22 protein-coding genes are annotated in these 21,587 nt (G+C 48.9%); 13 read left to right on the forward strand and 9 right to left on the reverse strand.

Annotation, left to right across the window (positions count from 1 at the left end; all coding sequences use genetic code 11):
- Positions 1–127: 127 nt before the first annotated feature.
- The 3 genes from lptG to ytgA all read right to left on the reverse strand — a co-directional run bounded on the left by lptG (position 128) and on the right by ytgA (position 2,423).
- A complete protein-coding gene (gene lptG / locus AACU19_RS13360; protein WP_001295681.1) occupies positions 128–1,210 on the reverse strand; it encodes an LPS export ABC transporter permease LptG in 1,083 nt (360 codons plus the stop codon).
- Positions 1,210–2,310 (reverse strand): LPS export ABC transporter permease LptF, encoded by a 1,101-nt coding sequence (lptF, locus tag AACU19_RS13365; RefSeq protein WP_000584114.1) that lies wholly within the window; start codon positions 2,308–2,310, stop codon positions 1,210–1,212. Before lptF ends, lptG begins: the two co-directional genes overlap by 1 nt.
- 62 nt (positions 2,311–2,372) lie before the next feature.
- Positions 2,373–2,423 carry a protein YtgA gene (gene ytgA, locus AACU19_RS13370; RefSeq protein WP_211180521.1) on the reverse strand — a complete coding sequence of 17 codons (51 nt, stop codon included), beginning with the start codon at positions 2,421–2,423 and terminating at the stop codon, positions 2,373–2,375.
- Between the two features lie 153 nt (positions 2,424–2,576).
- Between ytgA and pepA the strand changes: the two genes are divergently transcribed.
- The 4 genes from pepA (at position 2,577) to valS (ending at position 7,889) form a co-directional block, all read left to right on the forward strand.
- Positions 2,577–4,088 carry a leucyl aminopeptidase gene (pepA, locus tag AACU19_RS13375; protein ID WP_000397144.1) on the forward strand — a complete coding sequence of 504 codons (1,512 nt, stop codon included), beginning with the start codon at positions 2,577–2,579 and terminating at the stop codon, positions 4,086–4,088.
- A gap of 50 nt (positions 4,089–4,138) precedes the next feature.
- A complete protein-coding gene (locus AACU19_RS13380) occupies positions 4,139–4,525 on the forward strand; it encodes a hypothetical protein (RefSeq protein WP_134895601.1) in 387 nt (128 codons plus the stop codon).
- Positions 4,526–4,590: 65 nt separating this feature from the next.
- Complete coding sequence (gene holC / locus AACU19_RS13385) at positions 4,591–5,034, forward strand: DNA polymerase III subunit chi (protein ID WP_000786399.1); 444 nt, start codon at positions 4,591–4,593, stop codon at positions 5,032–5,034.
- A complete protein-coding gene (gene valS / locus AACU19_RS13390) occupies positions 5,034–7,889 on the forward strand; it encodes a valine--tRNA ligase (RefSeq protein WP_105279026.1) in 2,856 nt (951 codons plus the stop codon). The genes holC and valS overlap by 1 nt, the downstream gene beginning before the upstream one ends.
- Before the next feature lie 53 nt (positions 7,890–7,942).
- Here valS and AACU19_RS13395 read toward each other — a convergent pair whose 3' ends face one another.
- Positions 7,943–9,139, reverse strand: a complete 1,197-nt coding sequence (locus tag AACU19_RS13395) for a YjgN family protein (RefSeq protein WP_000079650.1) — start codon at positions 9,137–9,139, stop codon at positions 7,943–7,945.
- 192 nt (positions 9,140–9,331) lie between these two features.
- On the opposite strand from AACU19_RS13395, the gene AACU19_RS13400 reads away from it, so the two are divergent.
- Positions 9,332–9,835, forward strand: a complete 504-nt coding sequence (locus AACU19_RS13400) for a GNAT family N-acetyltransferase (RefSeq protein ID WP_001059402.1) — start codon at positions 9,332–9,334, stop codon at positions 9,833–9,835.
- Positions 9,836–9,979: 144 nt separating this feature from the next.
- On the opposite strand, the gene rraB is transcribed toward AACU19_RS13400, so the two are convergent.
- Positions 9,980–10,396, reverse strand: coding sequence for a ribonuclease E inhibitor RraB (gene rraB, locus AACU19_RS13405; protein ID WP_000002953.1), 417 nt, complete (start codon positions 10,394–10,396; stop codon positions 9,980–9,982).
- A 161-nt stretch (positions 10,397–10,557) separates the two neighbouring features.
- On the opposite strand from rraB, the gene argF reads away from it, so the two are divergent.
- Entirely contained in the window at positions 10,558–11,562 is a 1,005-nt protein-coding gene (gene argF, locus AACU19_RS13410; protein WP_000012907.1) for an ornithine carbamoyltransferase, read from the forward strand.
- Positions 11,563–11,619: 57 nt separating this feature from the next.
- Here the strand turns inward: argF and AACU19_RS13415 are convergent, their stop codons facing one another.
- The 3 genes from AACU19_RS13415 to AACU19_RS13425 all read right to left on the reverse strand — a co-directional run bounded on the left by AACU19_RS13415 (position 11,620) and on the right by AACU19_RS13425 (position 14,660).
- Entirely contained in the window at positions 11,620–13,347 is a 1,728-nt protein-coding gene (locus AACU19_RS13415; protein ID WP_105279027.1) for a hypothetical protein, read from the reverse strand.
- Between the two features lie 122 nt (positions 13,348–13,469).
- Entirely contained in the window at positions 13,470–13,922 is a 453-nt protein-coding gene (tabA, locus tag AACU19_RS13420; protein ID WP_105279028.1) for a toxin-antitoxin biofilm protein TabA, read from the reverse strand.
- A gap of 144 nt (positions 13,923–14,066) precedes the next feature.
- Complete coding sequence (locus tag AACU19_RS13425; protein ID WP_105279029.1) at positions 14,067–14,660, reverse strand: TetR/AcrR family transcriptional regulator; 594 nt, start codon at positions 14,658–14,660, stop codon at positions 14,067–14,069.
- A 70-nt stretch (positions 14,661–14,730) separates the two neighbouring features.
- Between AACU19_RS13425 and bdcA the strand changes: the two genes are divergently transcribed.
- The 7 genes from bdcA to AACU19_RS13460 all read left to right on the forward strand — a co-directional run bounded on the left by bdcA (position 14,731) and on the right by AACU19_RS13460 (position 18,779).
- The gene (gene bdcA, locus AACU19_RS13430; RefSeq protein ID WP_000500711.1) at positions 14,731–15,444 is read left to right on the forward strand and encodes an SDR family oxidoreductase; all 714 of its coding nucleotides are present in this window, start codon (positions 14,731–14,733) and stop codon (positions 15,442–15,444) included.
- Positions 15,445–15,574: 130 nt separating this feature from the next.
- The gene (locus AACU19_RS13435) at positions 15,575–15,970 is read left to right on the forward strand and encodes a RidA family protein (RefSeq protein ID WP_039021195.1); all 396 of its coding nucleotides are present in this window, start codon (positions 15,575–15,577) and stop codon (positions 15,968–15,970) included.
- Positions 15,971–16,250: 280 nt separating this feature from the next.
- Positions 16,251–16,385, forward strand: a complete 135-nt coding sequence (pyrL, locus tag AACU19_RS13440) for a pyr operon leader peptide (protein WP_001296693.1) — start codon at positions 16,251–16,253, stop codon at positions 16,383–16,385.
- 3 nt (positions 16,386–16,388) lie between these two features.
- Entirely contained in the window at positions 16,389–17,324 is a 936-nt protein-coding gene (gene pyrB, locus AACU19_RS13445; RefSeq protein ID WP_000013046.1) for an aspartate carbamoyltransferase, read from the forward strand.
- A gap of 12 nt (positions 17,325–17,336) precedes the next feature.
- On the forward strand, positions 17,337–17,798 hold the full coding sequence (pyrI, locus tag AACU19_RS13450; RefSeq protein WP_000148581.1) for an aspartate carbamoyltransferase regulatory subunit: 462 nt from the start codon (positions 17,337–17,339) through the stop codon (positions 17,796–17,798).
- A gap of 72 nt (positions 17,799–17,870) precedes the next feature.
- Positions 17,871–18,257 (forward strand): 2-iminobutanoate/2-iminopropanoate deaminase, encoded by a 387-nt coding sequence (gene ridA / locus AACU19_RS13455; protein WP_000047539.1) that lies wholly within the window; start codon positions 17,871–17,873, stop codon positions 18,255–18,257.
- A 66-nt stretch (positions 18,258–18,323) separates the two neighbouring features.
- Positions 18,324–18,779 (forward strand): transposase, encoded by a 456-nt coding sequence (locus AACU19_RS13460; RefSeq protein WP_001130089.1) that lies wholly within the window; start codon positions 18,324–18,326, stop codon positions 18,777–18,779.
- A gap of 44 nt (positions 18,780–18,823) precedes the next feature.
- On the opposite strand, the gene mgtA is transcribed toward AACU19_RS13460, so the two are convergent.
- Positions 18,824–21,520, reverse strand: coding sequence for a magnesium-translocating P-type ATPase (gene mgtA / locus AACU19_RS13465; protein WP_000471876.1), 2,697 nt, complete (start codon positions 21,518–21,520; stop codon positions 18,824–18,826).
- Between the last annotated feature and the right edge of the window lie 67 nt (positions 21,521–21,587).

Genomic DNA, 21,587 nt, shown 5'->3' on the forward strand with positions numbered 1-21,587 from the left:
TGATGCGACGCTGGCGCGCCTTATCATGCCTACACTACTGCAATATATTGAATTTTCAGGCATGAACGAAGCACACTTTGCTAACAATAATAAAGGGAGCTTTCGCTCCCTTTATACGTTCATCTAGTTACGATTTTCTCATTAACAGCCACAGGCTGATTAAGAAGAAGCTGGCGCTTGGCAACAGTGCGCCGATGATCGGCGGGATGCCGTAAACCAACGTCAGCGGGCCGAAGATCTGGTCCAGTACGTAGAAGACAAAACCGAAGCTGATACCGGTGACCACACGCACGCCCATCGGCACGCTACGCAGTGGGCCGAAGATGAACGACAGCGCCATCAGCATCATCACCGCCACGGATAACGGCTGGAAGATTTTGCTCCACATGTTGAGCTGATAACGTCCGGCATCCTGACCGCTCGACTTCAGATACTTCACGTAGTTGTGCAAACCACTGATGGAGAGGGCATCCGGGTCCAGCGCCACCACGCCCAGTTTGTCCGGCGTGAGGTTGGTTTTCCAGGTACCGCTCACCGTCTGTGAACCAGTGATCTGTTTCGGATTGGTCAGATCAGATTCATCAACCTGCGACAGACGCCAGACTTTATGTTCCGGGTCAAACTTCGCGGTAGCGGCATAGCGTACAGATTGCAGACGACGATTCTCATTAAAGGCATAGATACTGATGCCACCTAACTCTTCGTCACCTTTAACCCGCTCAATGTAGACGAAGTTGTTGCCATCTTTTGCCCATAAACCTTGCTGGGTAGAGAGCAACGAGCCACCGTACATCGCCTGCGCACGGTAGTTACGCGCCATCTGCTCGCCCTGCGGTGCGACCCATTCGCCAATCGCCATCGTCAACAAGACCAGCGGAATGGCGGTTTTCATCACCGACAGTGCCACCTGCATACGGGTAAAACCAGAAGCCTGCATGACCACCAGTTCGCTGCGCTGCGCCAACATCCCAAGACCAAGCAACGCCCCAAGCAGAGCCGCCATCGGAAAGAAGATTTGCACATCTTTCGGCACGCTCAGCAAGGTATACATTCCTGCGCCTAACGCGTCGTAACTCCCCTGCCCGGCTTTTTTCAGCTGATCGACAAACTTGATAATGCCCGACAGCGACACCAGCATGAACAGCGTCATCATGATGGTGGTGAAAATAGTTTTACCGATATAGCGGTCAAGTACGCCAAAAGGTTGCATCACACTGCTCCTTTACGCGAAAAACTGGCGCGCAGGCGGCGGACCGGCACGGTGTCCCAAAGGTTGAGAACAATCGCCAAAGCCAGATAAATCAGGTTTACGGTCCACATCCACAGCGTCGGGTCCAGCTTACCTTTACCGCCGTTCGATTTCAGGGAGGTCTGGATCAGGAAGAACAACAGATACAGCAGCATGGCTGGCAGCATCGACAGTACGCGCCCCTGACGCGGGTTAACCACGCTCAGCGGAACGACCATAAGCGCCATCATAAACACGGTGAATACCAGCGTGATACGCCAGTTCAGTTCTGCGCGGGCACGATCGGTGTCAGTGTTCCACAATGTGCGCATGTCCATCTGGTCGGTATCGTTCGGGTCGAGCGCCACCGCCTGGTGACCAATGATCGCCTGATAATCCTGGAAGTCCGTAATGCGGAAATCGCGTAACAGTGCAGTGCCTTCGAAGCGCGTTCCCTGGTTGAGAGTGACGACCTGGGAGCCGTCACGCAGCTGGGTTAAATGTCCGGAATCGGCCACCACCACAGAAGGACGTGCATTACCTTTTGGTCGAATTTGCGCGAGGAACACATCTTTGAAATCGCTGCCGTCAACGCTTTCGATGAACAGCACCGAGCTGCCATTAGTCGCTTGCTGGAATTGCCCTTGCGCCAGCGCCGCCATGCCAGGGTTCGCTTTCGCTTCTGCTAACACTTCATCCTGATGACGCGATGACCACGGTCCCGCCCACATCACGTTAACCGCCGCGACGATTGCCGTGAATACCGCAAGGATCATTGCCGCTTTCACCAGAACCGCTTTGCTCAAGCCGCAGGCATGCATTACCGTAATTTCACTTTCGGTATACAGTTTGCCCAGCGTCATCAGCAGCCCGAGGAACAGGCTTAATGGCAGGATAAGCTGCGCCATTTCCGGCACGCCCAACCCGAGAAGGGAGAGCACCAGATTCGCCGGAATATCGCCGTCAACCGCTGCGCCGAGGATCCTCACTAACTTTTGACAGAAGAAGATCAAAAGCAAGATGAAGAGTATCGCCAGCTGGCTTTTGAGCGTCTCCCGCACCAGATATCTTATGATTATCACTTTAAATACGCCCGTAAAAACTCGTCTTTTGCAGGATTTTAGCTTGTTTCATGGCTTAAACGTCATTTATTCTCTTGAGTCGTCGAAATCGTCGCTAAGATAATTATACTCAACGGATTCACCTCTCAGATTTTGTTCTGACGTGCCAATGCCGTAATAACGTTAAGATTAACACGAAGTCATCGCAACAGCGGACATGAGTTACGAAAGCTTGCAATTCTATCTGTAGCCACCGCCGTTGTCTTTAAGATTCAGGAGCGTAGTGCATGGAGTTTAGTGTAAAAAGCGGTAGCCCGGAGAAACAGCGGAGTGCCTGCATCGTCGTGGGCGTCTTCGAACCACGTCGCCTTTCTCCGATTGCAGAACAGCTCGATAAAATCAGCGATGGGTACATCAGCGCCCTGCTGCGTCGGGGCGAACTGGAAGGAAAACCAGGGCAGACACTGTTGCTGCACCATGTTCCAAATGTACTTTCCGAGCGAATTCTCCTCATCGGTTGCGGTAAAGAACGTGAACTCGATGAGCGCCAGTACAAACAAGTCATTCAGAAAACCATTAACACGCTGAATGATACTGGCTCAATGGAAGCGGTCTGTTTCCTGACCGAACTGCACGTTAAAGGCCGTAACAACTACTGGAAAGTGCGTCAGGCTGTCGAGACGGCAAAAGAGACGCTCTACAGTTTCGATCAGCTGAAAACGAACAAGAGCGAGCCGCGTCGTCCGCTGCGTAAGATGGTGTTCAACGTGCCGACCCGCCGTGAATTGACCAGCGGCGAGCGCGCGATCCAGCACGGTCTGGCGATTGCCGCCGGGATTAAAGCAGCGAAAGATCTCGGCAATATGCCGCCGAATATTTGTAATGCCGCTTACCTCGCCTCTCAGGCGCGCCAGCTGGCTGACAGCTACAGCAAGAATGTCATTACCCGCGTTATCGGCGAACAGCAGATGAAAGAGCTGGGGATGCACTCTTATCTGGCGGTTGGTCAGGGTTCGCAAAACGAATCGCTGATGTCGGTGATTGAGTACAAAGGTAACGCGTCGGAAGATGCACGCCCAATCGTGCTGGTGGGTAAAGGTTTGACCTTCGACTCCGGCGGTATCTCCATCAAGCCTTCAGAAGGCATGGATGAGATGAAGTACGATATGTGCGGTGCGGCGGCGGTTTACGGCGTGATGCGTATGGTCGCGGAGCTGCAACTGCCGATTAACGTTATTGGCGTGCTGGCAGGCTGCGAAAACATGCCTGGCGGACGTGCCTATCGTCCGGGCGATGTGTTAACCACCATGTCCGGTCAAACCGTAGAAGTGCTGAATACCGACGCCGAAGGCCGCCTGGTACTGTGCGATGTGTTAACTTACGTTGAGCGTTTTGAGCCGGAAGCGGTGATTGATGTGGCGACGCTGACCGGTGCCTGCGTTATCGCGCTGGGCCATCACATTACCGGTCTGATGGCGAACCATAACCCACTGGCCCATGAGCTGATTGCCGCGTCTGAACAATCCGGTGACCGCGCATGGCGTTTGCCGCTGGGTGACGAGTATCAGGAACAGCTGGAGTCCAATTTTGCCGATATGGCGAACATTGGCGGTCGTCCTGGCGGGGCGATTACCGCAGGTTGCTTCCTGTCGCGCTTTACCCGTAAGTACAACTGGGCGCACCTGGATATCGCCGGTACCGCCTGGCGTTCTGGTAAGGCGAAAGGCGCAACCGGCCGCCCGGTGGCGTTGCTGGCACAGTTCCTGCTCAACCGCGCCGGGTTTAACGGCGAAGAGTAATCGTATAGCCGGATGGCGCTATGTTCATCCGGCTGCAAATCAGGGATCCGATGGCTAGATTTGTTGCGCATGATGAGTGTCTTCAGGCTGGATTTGCGCGGGACAGTTTATTTCTCGTTGAAGCAAAACAGCGTGGATCACGTCTTGAAATCATCGTGGAACGAAATGACGACACAAAATTCTGTCTAATTTTCAAAGGAATGCTTTTTTCTTGTTGTGCGGAGCTTGATAGTTTTGAGCGCACGGCAGGTAATGGCTATTTGTTTGACTGGAATTGCATCACCGGAAATTTTGGTGAATTATTTGATTCCCGATTGATGTCATCATTTCTACCGCGAAGTGATGTTGATCCAGCGAGTTGCCATCACTATTTTCTGGCAACCTATGATGATATTTTTAACATCATCGCCGAATCAGTCTCTATTGAAGCCATCTGACTAACCAACGTGTGCTTTTCACAGCCGTGATTGCACCAACAACTTTTCTGCAAATAAGCGAATTTATGAAAAACGCGACGTTCTACCTTCTGGACAATGACACAACCGTCGATGGCTTAAGCGCCGTTGAGCAACTGGTGTGTGAAATTGCCGCAGAACGTTGGCGCAGTGGTAAGCGCGTACTCATCGCCTGTGAAGATGAAAAGCAGGCTTACCGGCTGGATGAAGCCCTGTGGGCGCGTCCGGCAGAAAGCTTTGTTCCGCATAATTTAGCGGGAGAAGGACCGCGCGGCGGTGCGCCGGTGGAGATCGCCTGGCCACAAAAGCGTAGCAGCAGCCCGCGCGATATATTGATTAGTCTGCGAACAAGCTTTGCAGATTTTGCCACCGCTTTCACAGAAGTGGTAGACTTCGTTCCTTATGAAGATTCTCTGAAACAACTGGCGCGCGAACGCTATAAAGCCTACCGCGTGGCTGGTTTCAACCTGAATACGGCAACCTGGAAATAATGGAAAAGACATATAACCCACAAGATATCGAACAGCCGCTTTACGAGCACTGGGAAAAGCAGGGCTACTTTAAGCCTAATGGCGATGAAAGCCAGGAAAGTTTCTGCATCATGATCCCGCCGCCGAACGTCACCGGCAGTTTGCATATGGGTCACGCCTTCCAGCAAACCATCATGGATACCATGATCCGCTATCAGCGTATGCAGGGTAAAAATACCCTGTGGCAGGTCGGTACTGACCACGCCGGGATCGCTACCCAGATGGTCGTTGAGCGCAAGATTGCCGCAGAAGAAGGTAAAACCCGTCACGACTACGGCCGCGAAGCTTTCATCGACAAAATCTGGGAATGGAAAGCGGAATCTGGCGGCACCATTACCCGTCAGATGCGTCGTCTCGGTAACTCCGTCGACTGGGAGCGCGAACGCTTCACGATGGACGAAGGCCTGTCCAATGCGGTGAAAGAAGTTTTCGTTCGTCTGTATAAAGAAGACCTGATTTACCGTGGTAAACGCCTGGTAAACTGGGACCCGAAACTGCGTACCGCTATCTCTGACCTGGAAGTGGAAAACCGCGAATCGAAAGGTTCGATGTGGCACATCCGCTATCCGCTGGCTGACGGCGCGAAAACCGCAGACGGTAAAGATTATCTGGTGGTTGCGACCACTCGCCCGGAAACCCTGCTGGGCGATACCGGCGTGGCCGTTAACCCGGAAGATCCGCGTTACAAAGATCTGATTGGCAAATATGTCATTCTGCCGCTGGTTAACCGTCGTATTCCGATTGTTGGCGACGAACACGCCGATATGGAAAAAGGCACTGGCTGCGTGAAGATCACCCCGGCGCACGACTTTAACGACTATGAAGTCGGTAAACGTCACGCCCTGCCGATGATCAACATCCTGACCTTTGACGGTGATATCCGTGAAAGCGCCCAGGTGTTCGATACCAAAGGTAACGAATCTGACGTTTATTCCAGCGATATCCCAGCAGAATTCCAGAAACTGGAGCGTTTTGCGGCACGTAAAGCCGTCGTTGCTGCGGTTGACGCGCTCGGCCTGCTGGAAGAAATTAAACCGCACGATCTAACCGTTCCTTACGGCGACCGTGGCGGCGTGGTTATCGAACCGATGCTGACCGACCAGTGGTACGTACGTGCCGACGTGCTGGCGAAACCGGCGGTTGAAGCGGTTGAGAACGGCGACATTCAGTTCGTACCGAAGCAGTACGAAAACATGTACTTCTCCTGGATGCGCGATATTCAGGACTGGTGTATCTCTCGTCAGCTGTGGTGGGGTCACCGTATCCCGGCATGGTACGACGAAGCGGGTAACGTTTATGTTGGCCGCAACGAAGACGAAGTGCGTAAAGAAAATAACCTCGGTGCCGACGTTGCCCTGCGTCAGGACGAAGACGTTCTCGACACCTGGTTCTCCTCCGCGCTGTGGACCTTCTCCACGCTCGGCTGGCCGGAAAACACCGACGCACTGCGCCAGTTCCACCCAACCAGCGTGATGGTATCTGGTTTCGACATCATCTTCTTCTGGATTGCCCGCATGATCATGATGACCATGCACTTCATCAAAGATGAAAATGGCAAACCGCAGGTGCCGTTCCACACCGTTTACATGACCGGTCTGATTCGTGATGACGAAGGTCAAAAGATGTCCAAATCCAAGGGTAACGTGATTGACCCGCTGGATATGGTTGACGGTATTTCGCTGCCGGAACTGCTGGAAAAACGTACCGGTAATATGATGCAGCCGCAGCTGGCGGACAAAATCCGTAAGCGCACCGAGAAGCAGTTCCCGAACGGCATTGAGCCGCACGGTACTGACGCGCTGCGCTTCACCCTGGCGGCGCTGGCTTCTACCGGTCGTGACATCAACTGGGATATGAAGCGTCTGGAAGGCTACCGTAACTTCTGTAACAAGCTGTGGAACGCCAGCCGCTTTGTGCTGATGAACACAGAAGGTCAGGATTGCGGCTTCAACGGCGGCGAAATGACGCTGTCGCTGGCGGACCGCTGGATTCTGGCGGAGTTCAACCAGACCATCAAAGCGTACCGCGAAGCGCTGGACAGCTTCCGCTTCGATATCGCCGCAGGCATTCTGTATGAGTTCACCTGGAACCAGTTCTGTGACTGGTATCTCGAGCTGACCAAGCCGGTAATGAACGGTGGCACCGAAGCAGAACTGCGCGGTACTCGCCATACGCTGGTGACTGTACTGGAAGGTCTGCTGCGCCTCGCGCATCCGATCATTCCGTTCATCACCGAAACCATCTGGCAGCGTGTGAAAGTACTTTGCGGTATCACTGCCGACACCATCATGCTGCAACCGTTCCCGCAGTACGATGCGTCTCAGGTTGATGAAGCCGCACTGGCCGACACCGAGTGGCTGAAGCAGGCGATCGTTGCGGTACGTAACATCCGTGCAGAAATGAACATCGCACCGGGTAAACCGCTGGAGCTGCTGCTGCGTGGTTGCAGCGCGGATGCAGAACGTCGCGTAAATGAAAACCGTGGCTTCCTGCAAACGCTGGCGCGTCTGGAAAGTATCACCGTGCTGCCTGCCGATGACAAAGGTCCGGTTTCCGTTACGAAGATCATCGACGGTGCAGAGCTGCTGATCCCGATGGCTGGCCTCATCAACAAAGAAGATGAGCTGGCGCGTCTGGCGAAAGAAGTGGCGAAGATTGAAGGTGAAATCAGCCGTATCGAGAACAAACTGGCGAACGAAGGCTTTGTCGCCCGCGCACCGGAAGCGGTCATCGCGAAAGAGCGTGAGAAGCTGGAAGGCTATGCGGAAGCGAAAGCGAAACTGATTGAGCAGCAGGCTGTTATCGCCGCGCTGTAATCAACACCGTGATGAAAACGAAGGCCGGAGCATGCTCCGGCCTTTTTTATCTCTTACAGAAATGGTAAAGAAGGCATAACTCCCCGAGAAATACTGGCTAAGAAGCCTTTATCTGGTTGTTCTTCTTTATTGATTAAAGGAAGGTCATCCAAATCGCCCAGCAAATACGTATTTTTTGCCTGCCAGTCAATCATCCATATTTTCAACAGTGGATAAGCCAGACCGCCCGTAATCCCGGATATCACCACCAACGCACACATGCGATAAAGCATACCGTGGTACGTTAAAGTTGAGCGAAAACGAATACGCCCATCATTCAGTGACAGGTTGCTCATAAAATGGTTTCGCAACGACACCGTTAAATAACTGGTGCTAACAGCAATCCCAAAATAATAGATTAACTGCGCGATTATCATTTTACGTTGCATTTCCATAAATTGCTGTAAATTCTCAATGTCATCATTTGCATAAACAGAACTATCATACGCATTTAATATTTGATCGAAGATAATATAACCAGCAACAGCGAGAAAAGGCAATAAAGCTAAAAATGCGAGAATGGCATATTTTATACAATACGTAGTATCTAATTTCACCTTGAAACGATGTATACCGAAACTGGTATTGCTCCAGAGAAAACTCATTACCAGACTATATAAAGTACCATTAAAAATACCAATGGAAACAATACCAACTATTGCCATCAGAACCATAGATATAATAACACTACTTGAACTATTGGCATGTAGCATCTTTGTCGAGATAAAGAAAACAGTCCCCATCCCAACGGCCATTAAAATCGGCAAGAAAAAGGTCACCCACCAGAACCCTTTCATAGAGCAATTAAAACTAAATCTTACGCCGTTGAGACTGGTCATTAAGGCCTGATGACGCAGTCCTTTTGCTGCCATAAATATAAGCAAAACCAACAGTAACAAAGTCAAAACACAACCAACAAGCGGCATATCTGCTGACACTGTCATTAAGATTGCGAAATAGAAAAAAACAAAAACAAGACAACTAACAAAAACATTCCCACCGGTAATTCCATAAGAAAATCGTTGTCCGTTAACTTCCATATTAGCATAAAGATAACGCTTACATTTCATTAATGCCCATGGTAAATAGATACCTAACGTTATAATCGTTAACAACACATTCACCACACAAATAAGAAAATACCTCTCACCTGTACCATGAAAAACAAACGAATGGGACGGAACATCCATTTCATTAATAACTTGAGCCATAAAAAATCCCTGAATTAAAAAACCCATTGATATAACTTATATATACAGACAGTAAAATGTTCTGCCACGTTACAATACTCTTATCAGTAATAGGCTGGCAAAAACTTTATTACTTTATAAGTCGCTTGCGCACGTAAGAAGAGAGTGGTATTAAACAAATGTATAATTACTTTATTTTTATTGGGTTAAACTATGAATAACATTGCGCCGCAATCACCTGTAATGCGTCGCCTGACGCTGCAGGATAATCCTGCTATCGCCCGCGTCATTCGTCAGGTATCCGCCGAATACGGTCTTACCGCTGATAAAGGCTACACCGTCGCCGATCCGAATCTTGACGAGCTGTATCAAGTGTATAGTCAGCCTGGCCATGCATATTGGGTAGTTGAGTACGAGGGTGAAGTGGTCGGCGGCGGTGGGATAGCGCCATTAACCGGGAGTGAGTCGGACATTTGCGAACTGCAAAAGATGTATTTTCTTCCGGCTATCCGCGGCAAAGGGCTGGCAAAAAAACTGGCCTTAATGGCGATGGAGCAGGCGCGAGAGATGGGTTTCAAACGCTGCTATCTGGAAACGACAGCTTTTTTAAAGGAAGCCATTGCGCTTTATGAGCATTTGGGCTTTGAGCATATCGACTATGCGCTTGGCTGCACGGGCCATGTCGATTGTGAAGTGCGGATGTTGCGCGAACTCTAAAAAAATGCCCGCGTGTTCAACTCGCGGGCATTCGAACATTAACAACGTACGTTTTGTTTATGCCGGATGTGACATGAATGCCTTATCCGGGCAACAAATTCACCAGGTTGCAGGAACTACCTGGGCCTGATGCGCTACGCTTAATTAGTGGCGAACTCCGTCATCGTCTTCATCGACAAAATCTTCATCGTCGCCATCTTCGCCGTTAGGATCTTCAAAGTAAGTGCCCCAACCGTCGTACTCAACGTCAAATTTCTCTGCCAGCGTCATCAGTTGTTCAACCTGGGCATCGATAAGATCGGCATTCAACGCGCACTCGCTGAGGATGTCGCAGCAAATCACGATATCACCATCTTCAACTTCCAGCTCTTCTGGATCGGTCACTTCGTAACCGAGTTTAAACGCTTCAACTGCCGCTTTTTCCAGAGTTTCCAGATCGTCTGCGGAAAGATGGTGTTCGATGGTGTACAGCGCGTCCGGATCGCTGCCATCTTCCAGTAATTCTTCAATAATCAAACGTGTTTCTTCACGCTGTTCTTCCAGTTGTTCCGGGTTTGCCATGGCTCATTCCTCTTAATGTCCTGCCGATACTCTTATTGTCACACACCACTGACATTGCCTCCACCTTTGTGATAAAGATTTATGCTTTAGACTTGCAAATGAATAACCATACATATAAATTGAATTTTAATTCATTTAGGCGTTAGCCACAGGAGGGATCTATGTCCGGGTTTTATCATAAGCATTTCCTGAAATTACTCGATTTCACGCCAGCTGAACTTAACAGCCTGCTGCAGTTAGCCGCGAAGCTGAAAGCCGATAAGAAAAGCGGTAAAGAAGAAGCCAAACTCACTGGTAAAAACATCGCGCTCATCTTCGAAAAAGACTCGACCCGTACCCGATGCTCTTTCGAAGTTGCCGCATATGACCAGGGTGCTCGCGTTACTTATCTCGGTCCAAGCGGCAGCCAAATTGGTCATAAAGAGTCGATTAAAGACACTGCCCGCGTGCTTGGTCGCATGTATGACGGTATTCAGTATCGCGGCTATGGTCAGGAGATTGTCGAAACACTGGCGGAATACGCTGGCGTGCCGGTATGGAACGGCCTGACCAATGAGTTTCACCCCACGCAGCTGCTGGCGGATCTCCTCACCATGCAGGAGCATTTGCCCGGCAAAGCGTTCAACGAAATGACGCTGGTCTATGCAGGTGACGCACGTAACAACATGGGCAATTCGATGCTCGAAGCTGCAGCGCTTACCGGTCTGGATTTGCGTCTGGTCGCGCCACAGGCGTGCTGGCCAGAAGCTGCGCTGGTTACGGAATGCCGCGCCCTGGCACAACAAAATGGCGGGAATATTACGCTGACGGAAGATGTAGCTAAAGGAGTTGAAGGTGCTGACTTTATCTATACCGATGTATGGGTGTCGATGGGTGAAGCAAAAGAAAAATGGGCTGAACGCATTGCATTACTGCGTGATTATCAGGTGAACAGCAAGATGATGCAGTTGACCGGTAACCCGGAGGTCAAATTCCTCCACTGCCTGCCCGCGTTTCATGACGACCAAACGACGCTTGGCAAAAAAATGGCGGAAGAGTTTGGCCTACATGGCGGAATGGAAGTGACTGATGAGGTCTTCGAATCTGCCGCCAGCATTGTATTTGATCAGGCGGAAAACCGCATGCATACCATCAAAGCGGTGATGGTCGCGACGCTCAGTAAATAATTGACATCTCTATAAAGATGCCGGGAAATACAAAAAATATCCCGGCATCATATTATTTTATGCAGTGTGAGTTCTATTCTTCCACCCCCATTTTTCTATTACTGTTCGTAAATTTTCCGGAGGATTTAATTTTTCTAACTGTTTTTCATTAATATAATTATATATATTGATTTTCCCATCCCGGAGGACTTCCATCATTCTTGTTCTAATTTTTAATTCATTAACCATCTTTTCTTCAAAAATCTTAACGACATAACCCAGAAGTTTATTTACAATTTCTTTTGTTTTTTCTTCATCACCATAAACATATCCTAACTCATTAAGATACAGCTGTTCGCCCTCATAACACTTAAGTAATTGATAGAAGTACCACTTAGCAAAATCAGGTTGCTTCATGAAAAAATCCTTCAAAAAAATATCATTTACTAAAATGCTGACAGGCACTTCATTAAATAGTAACTTAACATCATCAAATAACCTTAGTATTAAGCGTGATTTTTCTTGATTGCTTAAGCTAAAATCATTGACATATGCAATCAACTTATCCCAAATCAATTCCTGTAATTTACGGCTATTTTTATAGGGTTCTTTATCGAGATTGAAAAATAAGGTCTCAGCTATTTTAGATTGATTGCAATCAAAATCAATATGACTCATCACGGAGCATGCATGCGTTATCTTTTCAGAATCACCAAAATATTGCATACTTTTATTAAAACACCAATCCAGTATTCTTACATCATTAATATATGGGAATTTTGAAAAAGTCTCCAGAATCGAATCGATGACCGGTGTAAGGTTAACCTTTGCATCATCTAAGGAATCAATAAGAATATGAGACAGATTAACTTTGATTTCATTAATTTCATTGTTACCTACTTTGTCATTATCAATTCCGTGATCATTTAATGCGTAGAGCTTATCTATTTCTTCAAGTATACCATTTTCGCCCAGTAAGTATGAAATCGATTCACTACATACATGAGGCATTAATAGCAGATGTTCGTTCCTTATTGCTAATAATGCATTATTCAATGGTTTCTCTAATAAATCCGCAATCGTAGAATCAACTGAACCTTTACAACTCACCTGCAAGTTATTTAAGTCCTGAGAGTTATTAAACTCCTGAGAATCATTTAACTCCTGTGGATTATTTAACTCCTGCGAATTATTTAACTCCTGCGAATTATTTAACTTCTGACGATTATTTAACTTCTGATGATTATTTAATAGACGAGCTATTTCCTTGTTAGATTCACTTTGGTAACACGCCAGAATCTTGTTAGTAATCAGGTGTAATGAACTCTCATCTTTTCTTTCAAAGGACTTTCCTTCATAACGATTAGTCGAACCATCAGGTTGTTGAAATATAATAGCCGTATGTCCTTGACGAGTCCCCATAGTAGTGATAGTGGAAAGTGTAATTTCTATTTCCACCTTAGATAAATCCGCTCGTTCCCCTTCAGGATTATTCATAACAAACTTCATTATCTCACTGCCATCATTATTTTTGATATAAGATGAGGACTCAATATGAGCCATCATATTTCTTCCCGCTTCGTTGGAGCGTTTGCTAAAATCCACATAACCCAGGGTAAATATTTTTACCAAAAACTCCAAAAATGTCTTAGGATCAAGGATATTTCTTGTATTATCCTGCCCCTCGGCATTACGGGCAAAATTATTCATTCCAACACGCCAGGTATTTAAAACTTCACTTTTTTGTTTAAAATTGTCGGCTAATGTAATGTGTTGAGAATAATTCAAATCTGATATTTTGCTCATGACGAACTCCTTGAGTTAATAAGAACGTCTAAGCATTACAAATTTTACTCACAAAAAAATATCAAAAAACGCTCTTTTCACAAACTCGCCGTAAACCTGGAGTTATTTACGGCGAAAAGTCATCACGCCATCAGCATCTTCACTACTGCTTTGCGAACCTGGGCTGGCGCGCCCACTGCGCACAGCGGTTTATGCACTTCCCCCGGATAAAACACAACAAAATCACCTTCATTAAGGATAACTGTTTTCTCATCAACGCCTTCCGGCAAAAATGCGATGTCTTTGTCTGCTAACCAGTCGGTATCCGGGGTGCCTGCAGGTTGCGTGCTGAAGGTCATGCCTTCCTGACCTTTTAACACAATCTGAATGTCGAGATAGCGGGCATGGTACTCCGCACGGCGAGCTTCGTACGGCTCGGTCATATCTTCCGAGATTAGATAAAACAGACGGTTGCCTTCGATATCATGCTTACCTTTTGGCGTATCTGCCGTAACGTGTGCTTTGATATGCTCAATCGCCTGGTGTAACTCCTGGGGTAGCCACGGCTGAAGATTATGAATATTTCCGATGATCATCTTTTTCACTCCTTAATTAAAACAATGTTTCATTTCTATCGTTATACGAAAAGATGATCAATTCCGCTAGCCTTAACGCGTGAATTATTGTCTTATCACAACTTATCGGCAGGCGCGTTCCCGCCTTTCGGGTCAAGGTCAGCATCACTCCTCGAGAATAGTTTTTATCGCTTCCCCCGCCAGTGCAGCTGTTGCACAGAGTTGTTCGATGGAGTGCCCCTCCCGTGCCTTCGCAGAAAGCCCTGACATCACGGTACTCATAAAATCAGTCACACATTGTGCGCTTTGTGGATGCCGCCTGGCGATATAGTCATAAATGGTTGTTTCTGCGGCGTGATAATATTGAACGGCAATATCACGCGCTTGTGGATCATGACTATGAATACCTTCAAGAACCATACAGCCAGCGCAGCCGCCGTTTTGGCTATATCTGCGCGCCGCTTCTTTTAATACCTCAACCAGGCACTCGCCTACCGGACGATCATCACGAAGAATATCGGCAAGCGGAATAGCTTCCGTACCGACATATTCATTGAGTACACGGCTAAATAACCCAGCCTTACTGCCAAAAGCCGCGTAGAGGCTCGGGGGGTTAATACCAAGATAATCAGTGATTTCAGCAACACTGACAGCATCGAAACTTTTTTGGTGAAAAAGCACTTTTGCCGCAGAGACTGCCTGCTCAGGAGCGAAACGTCTGGGACGACCTGGAACGCGAGATTGTTTTTTAGTGACCATTACAAAACTTGTTGACAGAAAGTTAAAACAGTTTTGTAATGCATGTTACATAATAAATCAAGGAGTCCTTATGGGCGCTTTTACAGGTAAGACAGTTCTCATCCTCGGTGGCAGTCGTGGAATCGGTGCTGCTATCGTACGTCGTTTCGTCACCGATGGGGCCAATGTACGATTCACCTATGCGGGGTCGAAAGATGCCGCTGAACGCCTGGCACAAGAGACGGGAGCGACAGCAGTATTCACAGATAGTGCTGACAGAGACGCTGTCATTGATGTCGTTCGTAAGAGCGGCGCATTGGATATCCTGGTGGTAAATGCAGGTATTGGCGTCTTTGGCGATGCCCTGGAATTAAATGCCGACGATATTGATCGCCTTTTCAAAATCAATATTCATGCTCCTTACCATGCCTCTGTTGAAGCCGCCCGGCAGATGCCCGAAGGCGGCCGCATCTTAATCATCGGCTCCGTGAATGGCGATCGTATGCCTGTTGCAGGCATGGCTGCTTATGCCGCCAGTAAATCTGCCCTGCAAGGTATGGCGCGCGGGCTGGCCCGTGATTTTGGACCGCGTGGGATCACCATCAACGTCGTCCAGCCAGGGCCAATTGATACCGACGCGAATCCCGCCAACGGGCCAATGCGCGATATGTTGCATGGTTTTATGGCTATCAAAAGACATGGGCAACCGGAAGAGGTCGCTGGTATGGTCGCATGGTTAGCAGGGCCAGAAGCCAGTTTTGTTACCGGCGCGATGCATACCATTGATGGCGCGTTTGGCGCATAACCGACTACGCTCAATTAAGCCCAGCCATTATCCATGATGTCTGGGTTTTGTTTACTCTCGTCGTCCCCTAAAAGCGGCTCCCGGTAAATATAAATCTTCTGTTCATGTCGTAAATCTTGAGGATAACCAAATGGTAGAAAGAATCGCTGTTTTCCCTGCTGGCCGACATTCACTGTATGCTGAACATCGTTATTCTGCGGCCATTCGTTCCGGCGATTTGCTGTTTGTTTCCGGGCAAGTAGGAAGTCGAGAAGACGGAACACCTGAACCCGATTTTCAGCAACAAGTCAGACTGGCATTTGATAATTTGCATGCGACCCTGGCAGCTGCGGGATGCACTTTTGACGATATCATTGATGTGACGAGCTTTCATACCGATCCGGAAAAACAATTTGAAGACATCATGACAGTCAAAAATGAAATATTTAGCGCCCCACCTTATCCAAACTGGACGGCGGTGGGCGTTACCTGGCTGGCAGGCTTTGATTTTGAAATTAAAGTGATAGCGCGCATCCCTGAGCTGTAAGCAATAGTTTTAGCCGTGAGTTTTCACACTCCGCCCTATAAGTCGGATGAATGGAATAAAATGCATATCTGATTGCGTGAAAGTGAAAAAGAAAAAAGCAGGAAATGTCTGCAATTATTGATACCGAACGACCGTTCCCCTCCAGAACCATAGAAAATAAAAATGCACACACTTTGACTTTTAATTCAAATAAACCGTTTGCGCTGACAAAATATTGCATCAAATGCTTGCACCGCTTCTGGCTATGAGTATAATGCCGGACAATTTGCCGGGAGGATGTATGGTTCAGTGTGTTCGACATTTTGTCTTACCGCGTCTGAAAAAAGACGCTGGCCTGCCGTTTTTCTTCCCGTTGATCACCCATTCCCAGCCCCTCAATCGAGGGGCTTTTTTTTGCCCAGGCGTCAGGAGATAAAAGATGGCTAATCCGCTATATCAGAAACATATCATTTCCATAAACGACCTTAGTCGCGATGACCTTAATCTGGTGCTGGCGACAGCGGCGAAACTGAAAGCAAACCCGCAACCAGAGCTGTTGAAGCACAAAGTCATTGCCAGCTGTTTCTTCGAAGCCTCTACCCGTACCCGCCTCTCTTTCGAAACTTCCATGCACCGCCTGGGTGCCAGCGTGGTGGGCTTCTCCGACAGCGCCAATACATCACTGGGTAAAAAGGGCGAAACGCTGGCCGATACCATCTCGGTTATCAGCACTTACGTCGATGCGATAGTGATGCGTCATCCGCAGGAAGGTGCGGCGCGCCTGGCCACCGAATTTTCCGGCAATGTACCGGTACTGAATGCCGGTGATGGCTCCAACCAACATCCGACGCAAACCTTGCTGGACTTATTCACCATTCAGGAAACCCAGGGGCGTCTGGACAATCTCCACGTCGCAATGGTTGGTGACCTGAAATATGGCCGCACCGTTCACTCCCTGACTCAGGCGTTAGCGAAGTTCGACGGCAACCGTTTTTACTTCATCGCGCCGGACGCGTTGGCAATGCCGCAATACATCCTTGATATGCTCGATGAAAAAGGGATCGCCTGGAGTCTGCACAGCTCTATTGAAGAAGTGATGGCGGAAGTAGACATCCTGTACATGACTCGCGTGCAAAAAGAGCGTCTGGACCCGTCCGAGTACGCCAACGTGAAAGCGCAGTTTGTTCTTCGCGCCAGCGATCTCCACAACGCCAAAGCCAATATGAAAGTGCTGCATCCGCTGCCTCGCGTTGATGAGATTGCCACCGATGTTGATAAAACGCCGCACGCCTGGTACTTCCAGCAAGCAGGCAACGGGATTTTCGCTCGCCAGGCGTTACTGGCACTGGTTCTGAATCGCGATCTGGTACTGTAAGGGGAAATAGAGATGACACACGATAATAAATTGCAGGTTGAAGCTATTAAACGCGGCACGGTAATTGACCATATCCCCGCCCAGATCGGTTTTAAGCTATTGAGTCTGTTCAAGCTGACCGAAACGGATCAGCGCATCACCATTGGTCTGAACCTGCCTTCTGGCGAGATGGGGCGCAAGGATCTGATCAAAATCGAAAATACCTTTTTAAGTGAGGATCAGGTTGATCAACTGGCGTTATATGCACCGCAAGCCACGGTTAACCGTATCGACAACTATGAAGTGGTGGGTAAATCGCGCCCCAGTCTGCCAGAGCGCATCGACAATGTGCTGGTCTGCCCGAACAGCAACTGTATCAGCCATGCCGAACCGGTTTCATCCAGCTTTGCCGTGCGAAAACGCGCCAATGACATCGCGCTCAAATGCAAATACTGTGAAAAAGAGTTTTCCCATAATGTGGTGCTGGCCAATTAATTGCGGTTGGTAATAAAAGTCTGGCTCCCTATAATGAGCCAGACTTTTTACCGCTGTAATAAAGGAGAAATCATGAGCAAAACTATCGCGACGGAAAATGCACCGGCAGCTATCGGTCCTTACGTACAGGGCGTTGATCTGGGCAATATGATCATTACCTCCGGTCAGATCCCAGTAAACCCGAAAACCGGCGAAGTACCGGCAGACGTCGCTGCACAGGCACGTCAGTCGCTGGATAACGTAAAAGCGATCGTCGAAGCCGCTGGCCTGAAAGTGGGCGATATCGTTAAAACCACCGTGTTTGTGAAAGATCTGAACGACTTCGCAACCGTAAACGCTACCTACGAAGCGTTCTTCACCGAGCACAATGCCACCTTCCCGGCACGTTCTTGCGTTGAAGTTGCCCGTCTGCCGAAAGACGTGAAGATTGAGATCGAAGCGATCGCTGTTCGTCGCTAATCTCTTTCAAAAAGATAATCCAGGTTTCGCGCCTGGATTATCTGATTCAACCACGGAGGGTTGAAGATGGCTAAATCCCGTTTCACAGATAAGCAAATTGCTGAAATTTTACAGCGGTCAAAAGAGGGGGCATCTAATAAGGAGCTTTGTGAACACTATCAATTTAGCGTTAACACGCTGCGGCGCTGGCAAGAACAGCACGCTGACGGCATCAGAAGCGAATTAAAAAAAATAGAATCTAAAGCACAGATCGTCTTTCTGCTTTTCATTGCTATCGTCATTATACTCACGCTTATATTTGGTAAACCTACAGGTGGATGGGCAATACCGCCTTTATTACTCTATTGTGTTTATTATATCCGCCTGTATCGCAACATCTCCGCCAGACATATAAAAAAAGAAGACATTTTTCTCTCTCGTTCTGTTAATAACAGCTATAGCGCCCTTTATAATTTGAGCTGGACGTTTATTTGTTTTTTTATTTTTGCAGTAATCTATTTTTTTATTCAGGTGTTTTCGTAACAGACTGACCTGAAAGAGTATTTCAGGCCAGCTTCATCACTTGCTTACTGCCAGCCGTAACGACGGCTATAGAACCCTTTCACCAACTGGGTTAACGTCATATACCCTGCCAGAATCGCAACCAGCCACGGGAAATAGCTTAACGGCAGCGCCTGCAGTTGCAGATAACTGGCCAACGGCGAAAACGGCAATGCGATCCCGACTATCATCACAATCACGGTCATGATCATTAACGGCCACGATGCACAGCTCTGAATAAACGGTACACGACGGGTACGGATCATATGCACAATAAGCGTTTGCGATAGTAATCCCACCACAAACCAGCCCGACTGGAACAGCGTTTGCGTTTCCGGCGTGTTGGCATGGAATACCCACCACATCAGGCAAAACGTCAGAATATCGAAGATCGAACTGATCGGTCCGAAGAAGATCATAAAGCGCCCCAGATCCGCCGGATTCCAACGCTGCGGCTTTTGAATTTGCTCGTCGTCGACGTTATCAAATGGGATCGCCACCTGTGACACATCGTACAGCAGATTTTGAATAAGCAAGTGTAGCGGCAACATCGGCAGGAAGGGCAAGAAAGCACTCGCCACCAGCACGCTGAACACATTACCGAAGTTAGAGCTCGCCGTCATTTTGATGTATTTCAGCATGTTGGCGAAAGTGCGACGTCCCTCAATAACCCCCTCTTCCAGCACCATCAGGCTTTTTTCCAGCAGGATGATATCAGCCGCTTCACGGGCAATATCTACCGCGCCGTCCACAGAAATGCCGATATCCGCAGCGCGTAAGGCGGGCGCATCATTAATACCATCGCCCATAAAGCCAACCACATGCCCTTCGCGCTTTAGCAAGGTCACGATGCGTTCTTTATGCATCGGCGTCAGGCGAGCAAACAGCGTGGTGCGCTGTGCAAGATTTGCCAGTTCGTCGTCAGATAGCGTTTCAATATCACTACCAATGACCACCTCTCCCGCGTCCAGTCCCACTTCATGGCACACTTTCGCCGCCACTAACTCGCTGTCGCCAGTAAGGATTTTCACGGTAATGCCACTCGCTTTTAATGCCTTCAGTGCCGGAGCTGTTGTCTCTTTCGGCGGATCAAGGAAAGCAATATATCCTTCGAGGATCAGGTCGGATTCATCCGCCCGCTGGTAATCCCCTTCACGTGCTGGCAGGTATTTCGTCGCCACCGCAACCACGCGCAGCCCCTGACGATTCAGCGTATCAGTAACGCGCTTAATCTTACGCAGTATGATGTCATCAAGCGGCACAATCTCACCATTGTGACGCACCTGCGAACACACATTGAGGATTTCCTGCAATGCGCCTTTGCAAACCAGTTGATGATGTTCGGTATTCTCTGCCACTACCACCGACATCCGGCGACGCTCGAAATCAAACGGAATCTCATCAATTTTTTGCCAACGACTGGCCAGCGAGCGCGCTGACTCTTCATCCGTACCTTCGAGCACCGCTGTATCAAGCAGGTTTTTAAGTCCGGTCTGATAATGACTGTTCAACCACGCGCTATGCAGCACGCGTTCGCTGGTTTTACCGGAGATATCGGTATGATTCTCCAGCACAATTTTATCCTGCGTCAGGGTGCCGGTTTTATCAGTGCACAGAATATCCATAGCGCCAAAGTTCTGAATGGCATCCAGATGTTTGACGATCACTTTCTGTTTCGACAGCTTTACGGCACCACGCGCCAGCGTCGAAGTGACAATCATCGGCAACATTTCTGGCGTTAAGCCTACCGCGACCGAAAGTGCGAACAGTGCCGCTTCCCACCAGTCACCTTTGGTGTAACCGTTGATCAGCAACACCACCGGAGCCATCACCAGCATAAAGCGAATCAGCAGCATACTGACGCGGCTAATCCCTTGCTGAAAGGCATTCGGCTCGCTTTCCTGCTCACTAACACGCCCCGCCAGTTGACCAAACCAGGTGTTGGCTCCTGTAGCAATCACCATTGCTTGTGCCGTGCCGCTCACCACGGTGGTGCCCATAAAACACAGGGTGTCGCACTCCAGCGGATTGCTGTGCTCCGGCTGGCGAGTGGTAGCAGCTTTTTCCACGGGCAGAGACTCACCGGTTAACGACGCCTGAGCGACAAACAGATCCCGCGCCTGCAAGATACGTAAATCTGCCGGGATCATATCCCCCGCCGCCAGTTTTATAATATCGCCGGGCACCAGCTGGTCGATCGGGATCTCCAGCCAGCCATTTTCGCCTTTGTCGTTAATTACGCGCAGCACCGTCGCGGTATTGCTGACCATCGCTTTCAGGGCATCTGCCGCTTTGGTGGAACGAGCTTCCTGAATAAAGTTCAGCAACGTAGAAATAGCGACCATTAGCGCGATAACACCTGCGGCAAATAAATCTTCCGTGGCGTAAGAAATAGCACCGAGAATGGTGAGCAAAATATTAAAGGGGTTGCGATAGCAGACCCATAAATGCACCCACCACGGCGACGGTTGTTGCGCGGGTAATTTATTTTCACCATGTTGTTCGCGGGCAGATTCCACTTCCGCCTGATTTAACCCTTCCGGATGGGTATTGAACGTTTTCCATAATTCCTGTTCTGGCATCACTGCCATTTTCAGGCAATGCGCACTTAAGGACGGCGGGACCGCCGTATTCACTGTCTGCTGCGCGCCAGGCAATGGATCGCGATGAACCAGACGGGAAGGTAAATGGCGAATGAGCCGGGTAAAAATTTCTTTAAACATAAGGAGTCCCTCCGCACTGACTGAAACAGTGCAGAAATGTCTTCAGGCGTGGCGAAGCCTTACCTGA

The sequence above is a fragment of the Escherichia sp. MOD1-EC4550 genome, from assembly GCF_963876935.1.
GTDB classification, from domain to species: Bacteria; Pseudomonadota; Gammaproteobacteria; order Enterobacterales; family Enterobacteriaceae; genus Escherichia; species Escherichia coli_F.

Bases quoted from the DNA above. Each gene is read 5' to 3' on its own strand.
- AACU19_RS13400 (WP_001059402.1), top strand. From the start codon at position 9,332: ATGAATAACATTGCGCCGCAATCACCTGTAATGCGTCGCCTGACGCTG.
- AACU19_RS13425 (WP_105279029.1), bottom strand. From the start codon at position 14,660: ATGGTCACTAAAAAACAATCTCGCGTTCCAGGTCGTCCCAGACGTTTC.
- argF (WP_000012907.1), top strand. From the start codon at position 10,558: ATGTCCGGGTTTTATCATAAGCATTTCCTGAAATTACTCGATTTCACG.
- AACU19_RS13460 (WP_001130089.1), top strand. From the start codon at position 18,324: ATGGCTAAATCCCGTTTCACAGATAAGCAAATTGCTGAAATTTTACAG.
- holC (WP_000786399.1), top strand. From the start codon at position 4,591: ATGAAAAACGCGACGTTCTACCTTCTGGACAATGACACAACCGTCGAT.
- pepA (WP_000397144.1), top strand. From the start codon at position 2,577: ATGGAGTTTAGTGTAAAAAGCGGTAGCCCGGAGAAACAGCGGAGTGCC.
- pyrL (WP_001296693.1), top strand. From the start codon at position 16,251: ATGGTTCAGTGTGTTCGACATTTTGTCTTACCGCGTCTGAAAAAAGAC.
- tabA (WP_105279028.1), bottom strand. From the start codon at position 13,922: ATGATCATCGGAAATATTCATAATCTTCAGCCGTGGCTACCCCAGGAG.
- lptG (WP_001295681.1), bottom strand. From the start codon at position 1,210: ATGCAACCTTTTGGCGTACTTGACCGCTATATCGGTAAAACTATTTTC.
- pyrB (WP_000013046.1), top strand. From the start codon at position 16,389: ATGGCTAATCCGCTATATCAGAAACATATCATTTCCATAAACGACCTT.
- AACU19_RS13380 (WP_134895601.1), top strand. From the start codon at position 4,139: ATGGCTAGATTTGTTGCGCATGATGAGTGTCTTCAGGCTGGATTTGCG.
- mgtA (WP_000471876.1), bottom strand. From the start codon at position 21,520: ATGTTTAAAGAAATTTTTACCCGGCTCATTCGCCATTTACCTTCCCGT.
- AACU19_RS13415 (WP_105279027.1), bottom strand. From the start codon at position 13,347: ATGAGCAAAATATCAGATTTGAATTATTCTCAACACATTACATTAGCC.
- rraB (WP_000002953.1), bottom strand. From the start codon at position 10,396: ATGGCAAACCCGGAACAACTGGAAGAACAGCGTGAAGAAACACGTTTG.
- AACU19_RS13395 (WP_000079650.1), bottom strand. From the start codon at position 9,139: ATGGCTCAAGTTATTAATGAAATGGATGTTCCGTCCCATTCGTTTGTT.
- valS (WP_105279026.1), top strand. From the start codon at position 5,034: ATGGAAAAGACATATAACCCACAAGATATCGAACAGCCGCTTTACGAG.
- AACU19_RS13435 (WP_039021195.1), top strand. From the start codon at position 15,575: ATGGTAGAAAGAATCGCTGTTTTCCCTGCTGGCCGACATTCACTGTAT.
- bdcA (WP_000500711.1), top strand. From the start codon at position 14,731: ATGGGCGCTTTTACAGGTAAGACAGTTCTCATCCTCGGTGGCAGTCGT.
- ridA (WP_000047539.1), top strand. From the start codon at position 17,871: ATGAGCAAAACTATCGCGACGGAAAATGCACCGGCAGCTATCGGTCCT.
- pyrI (WP_000148581.1), top strand. From the start codon at position 17,337: ATGACACACGATAATAAATTGCAGGTTGAAGCTATTAAACGCGGCACG.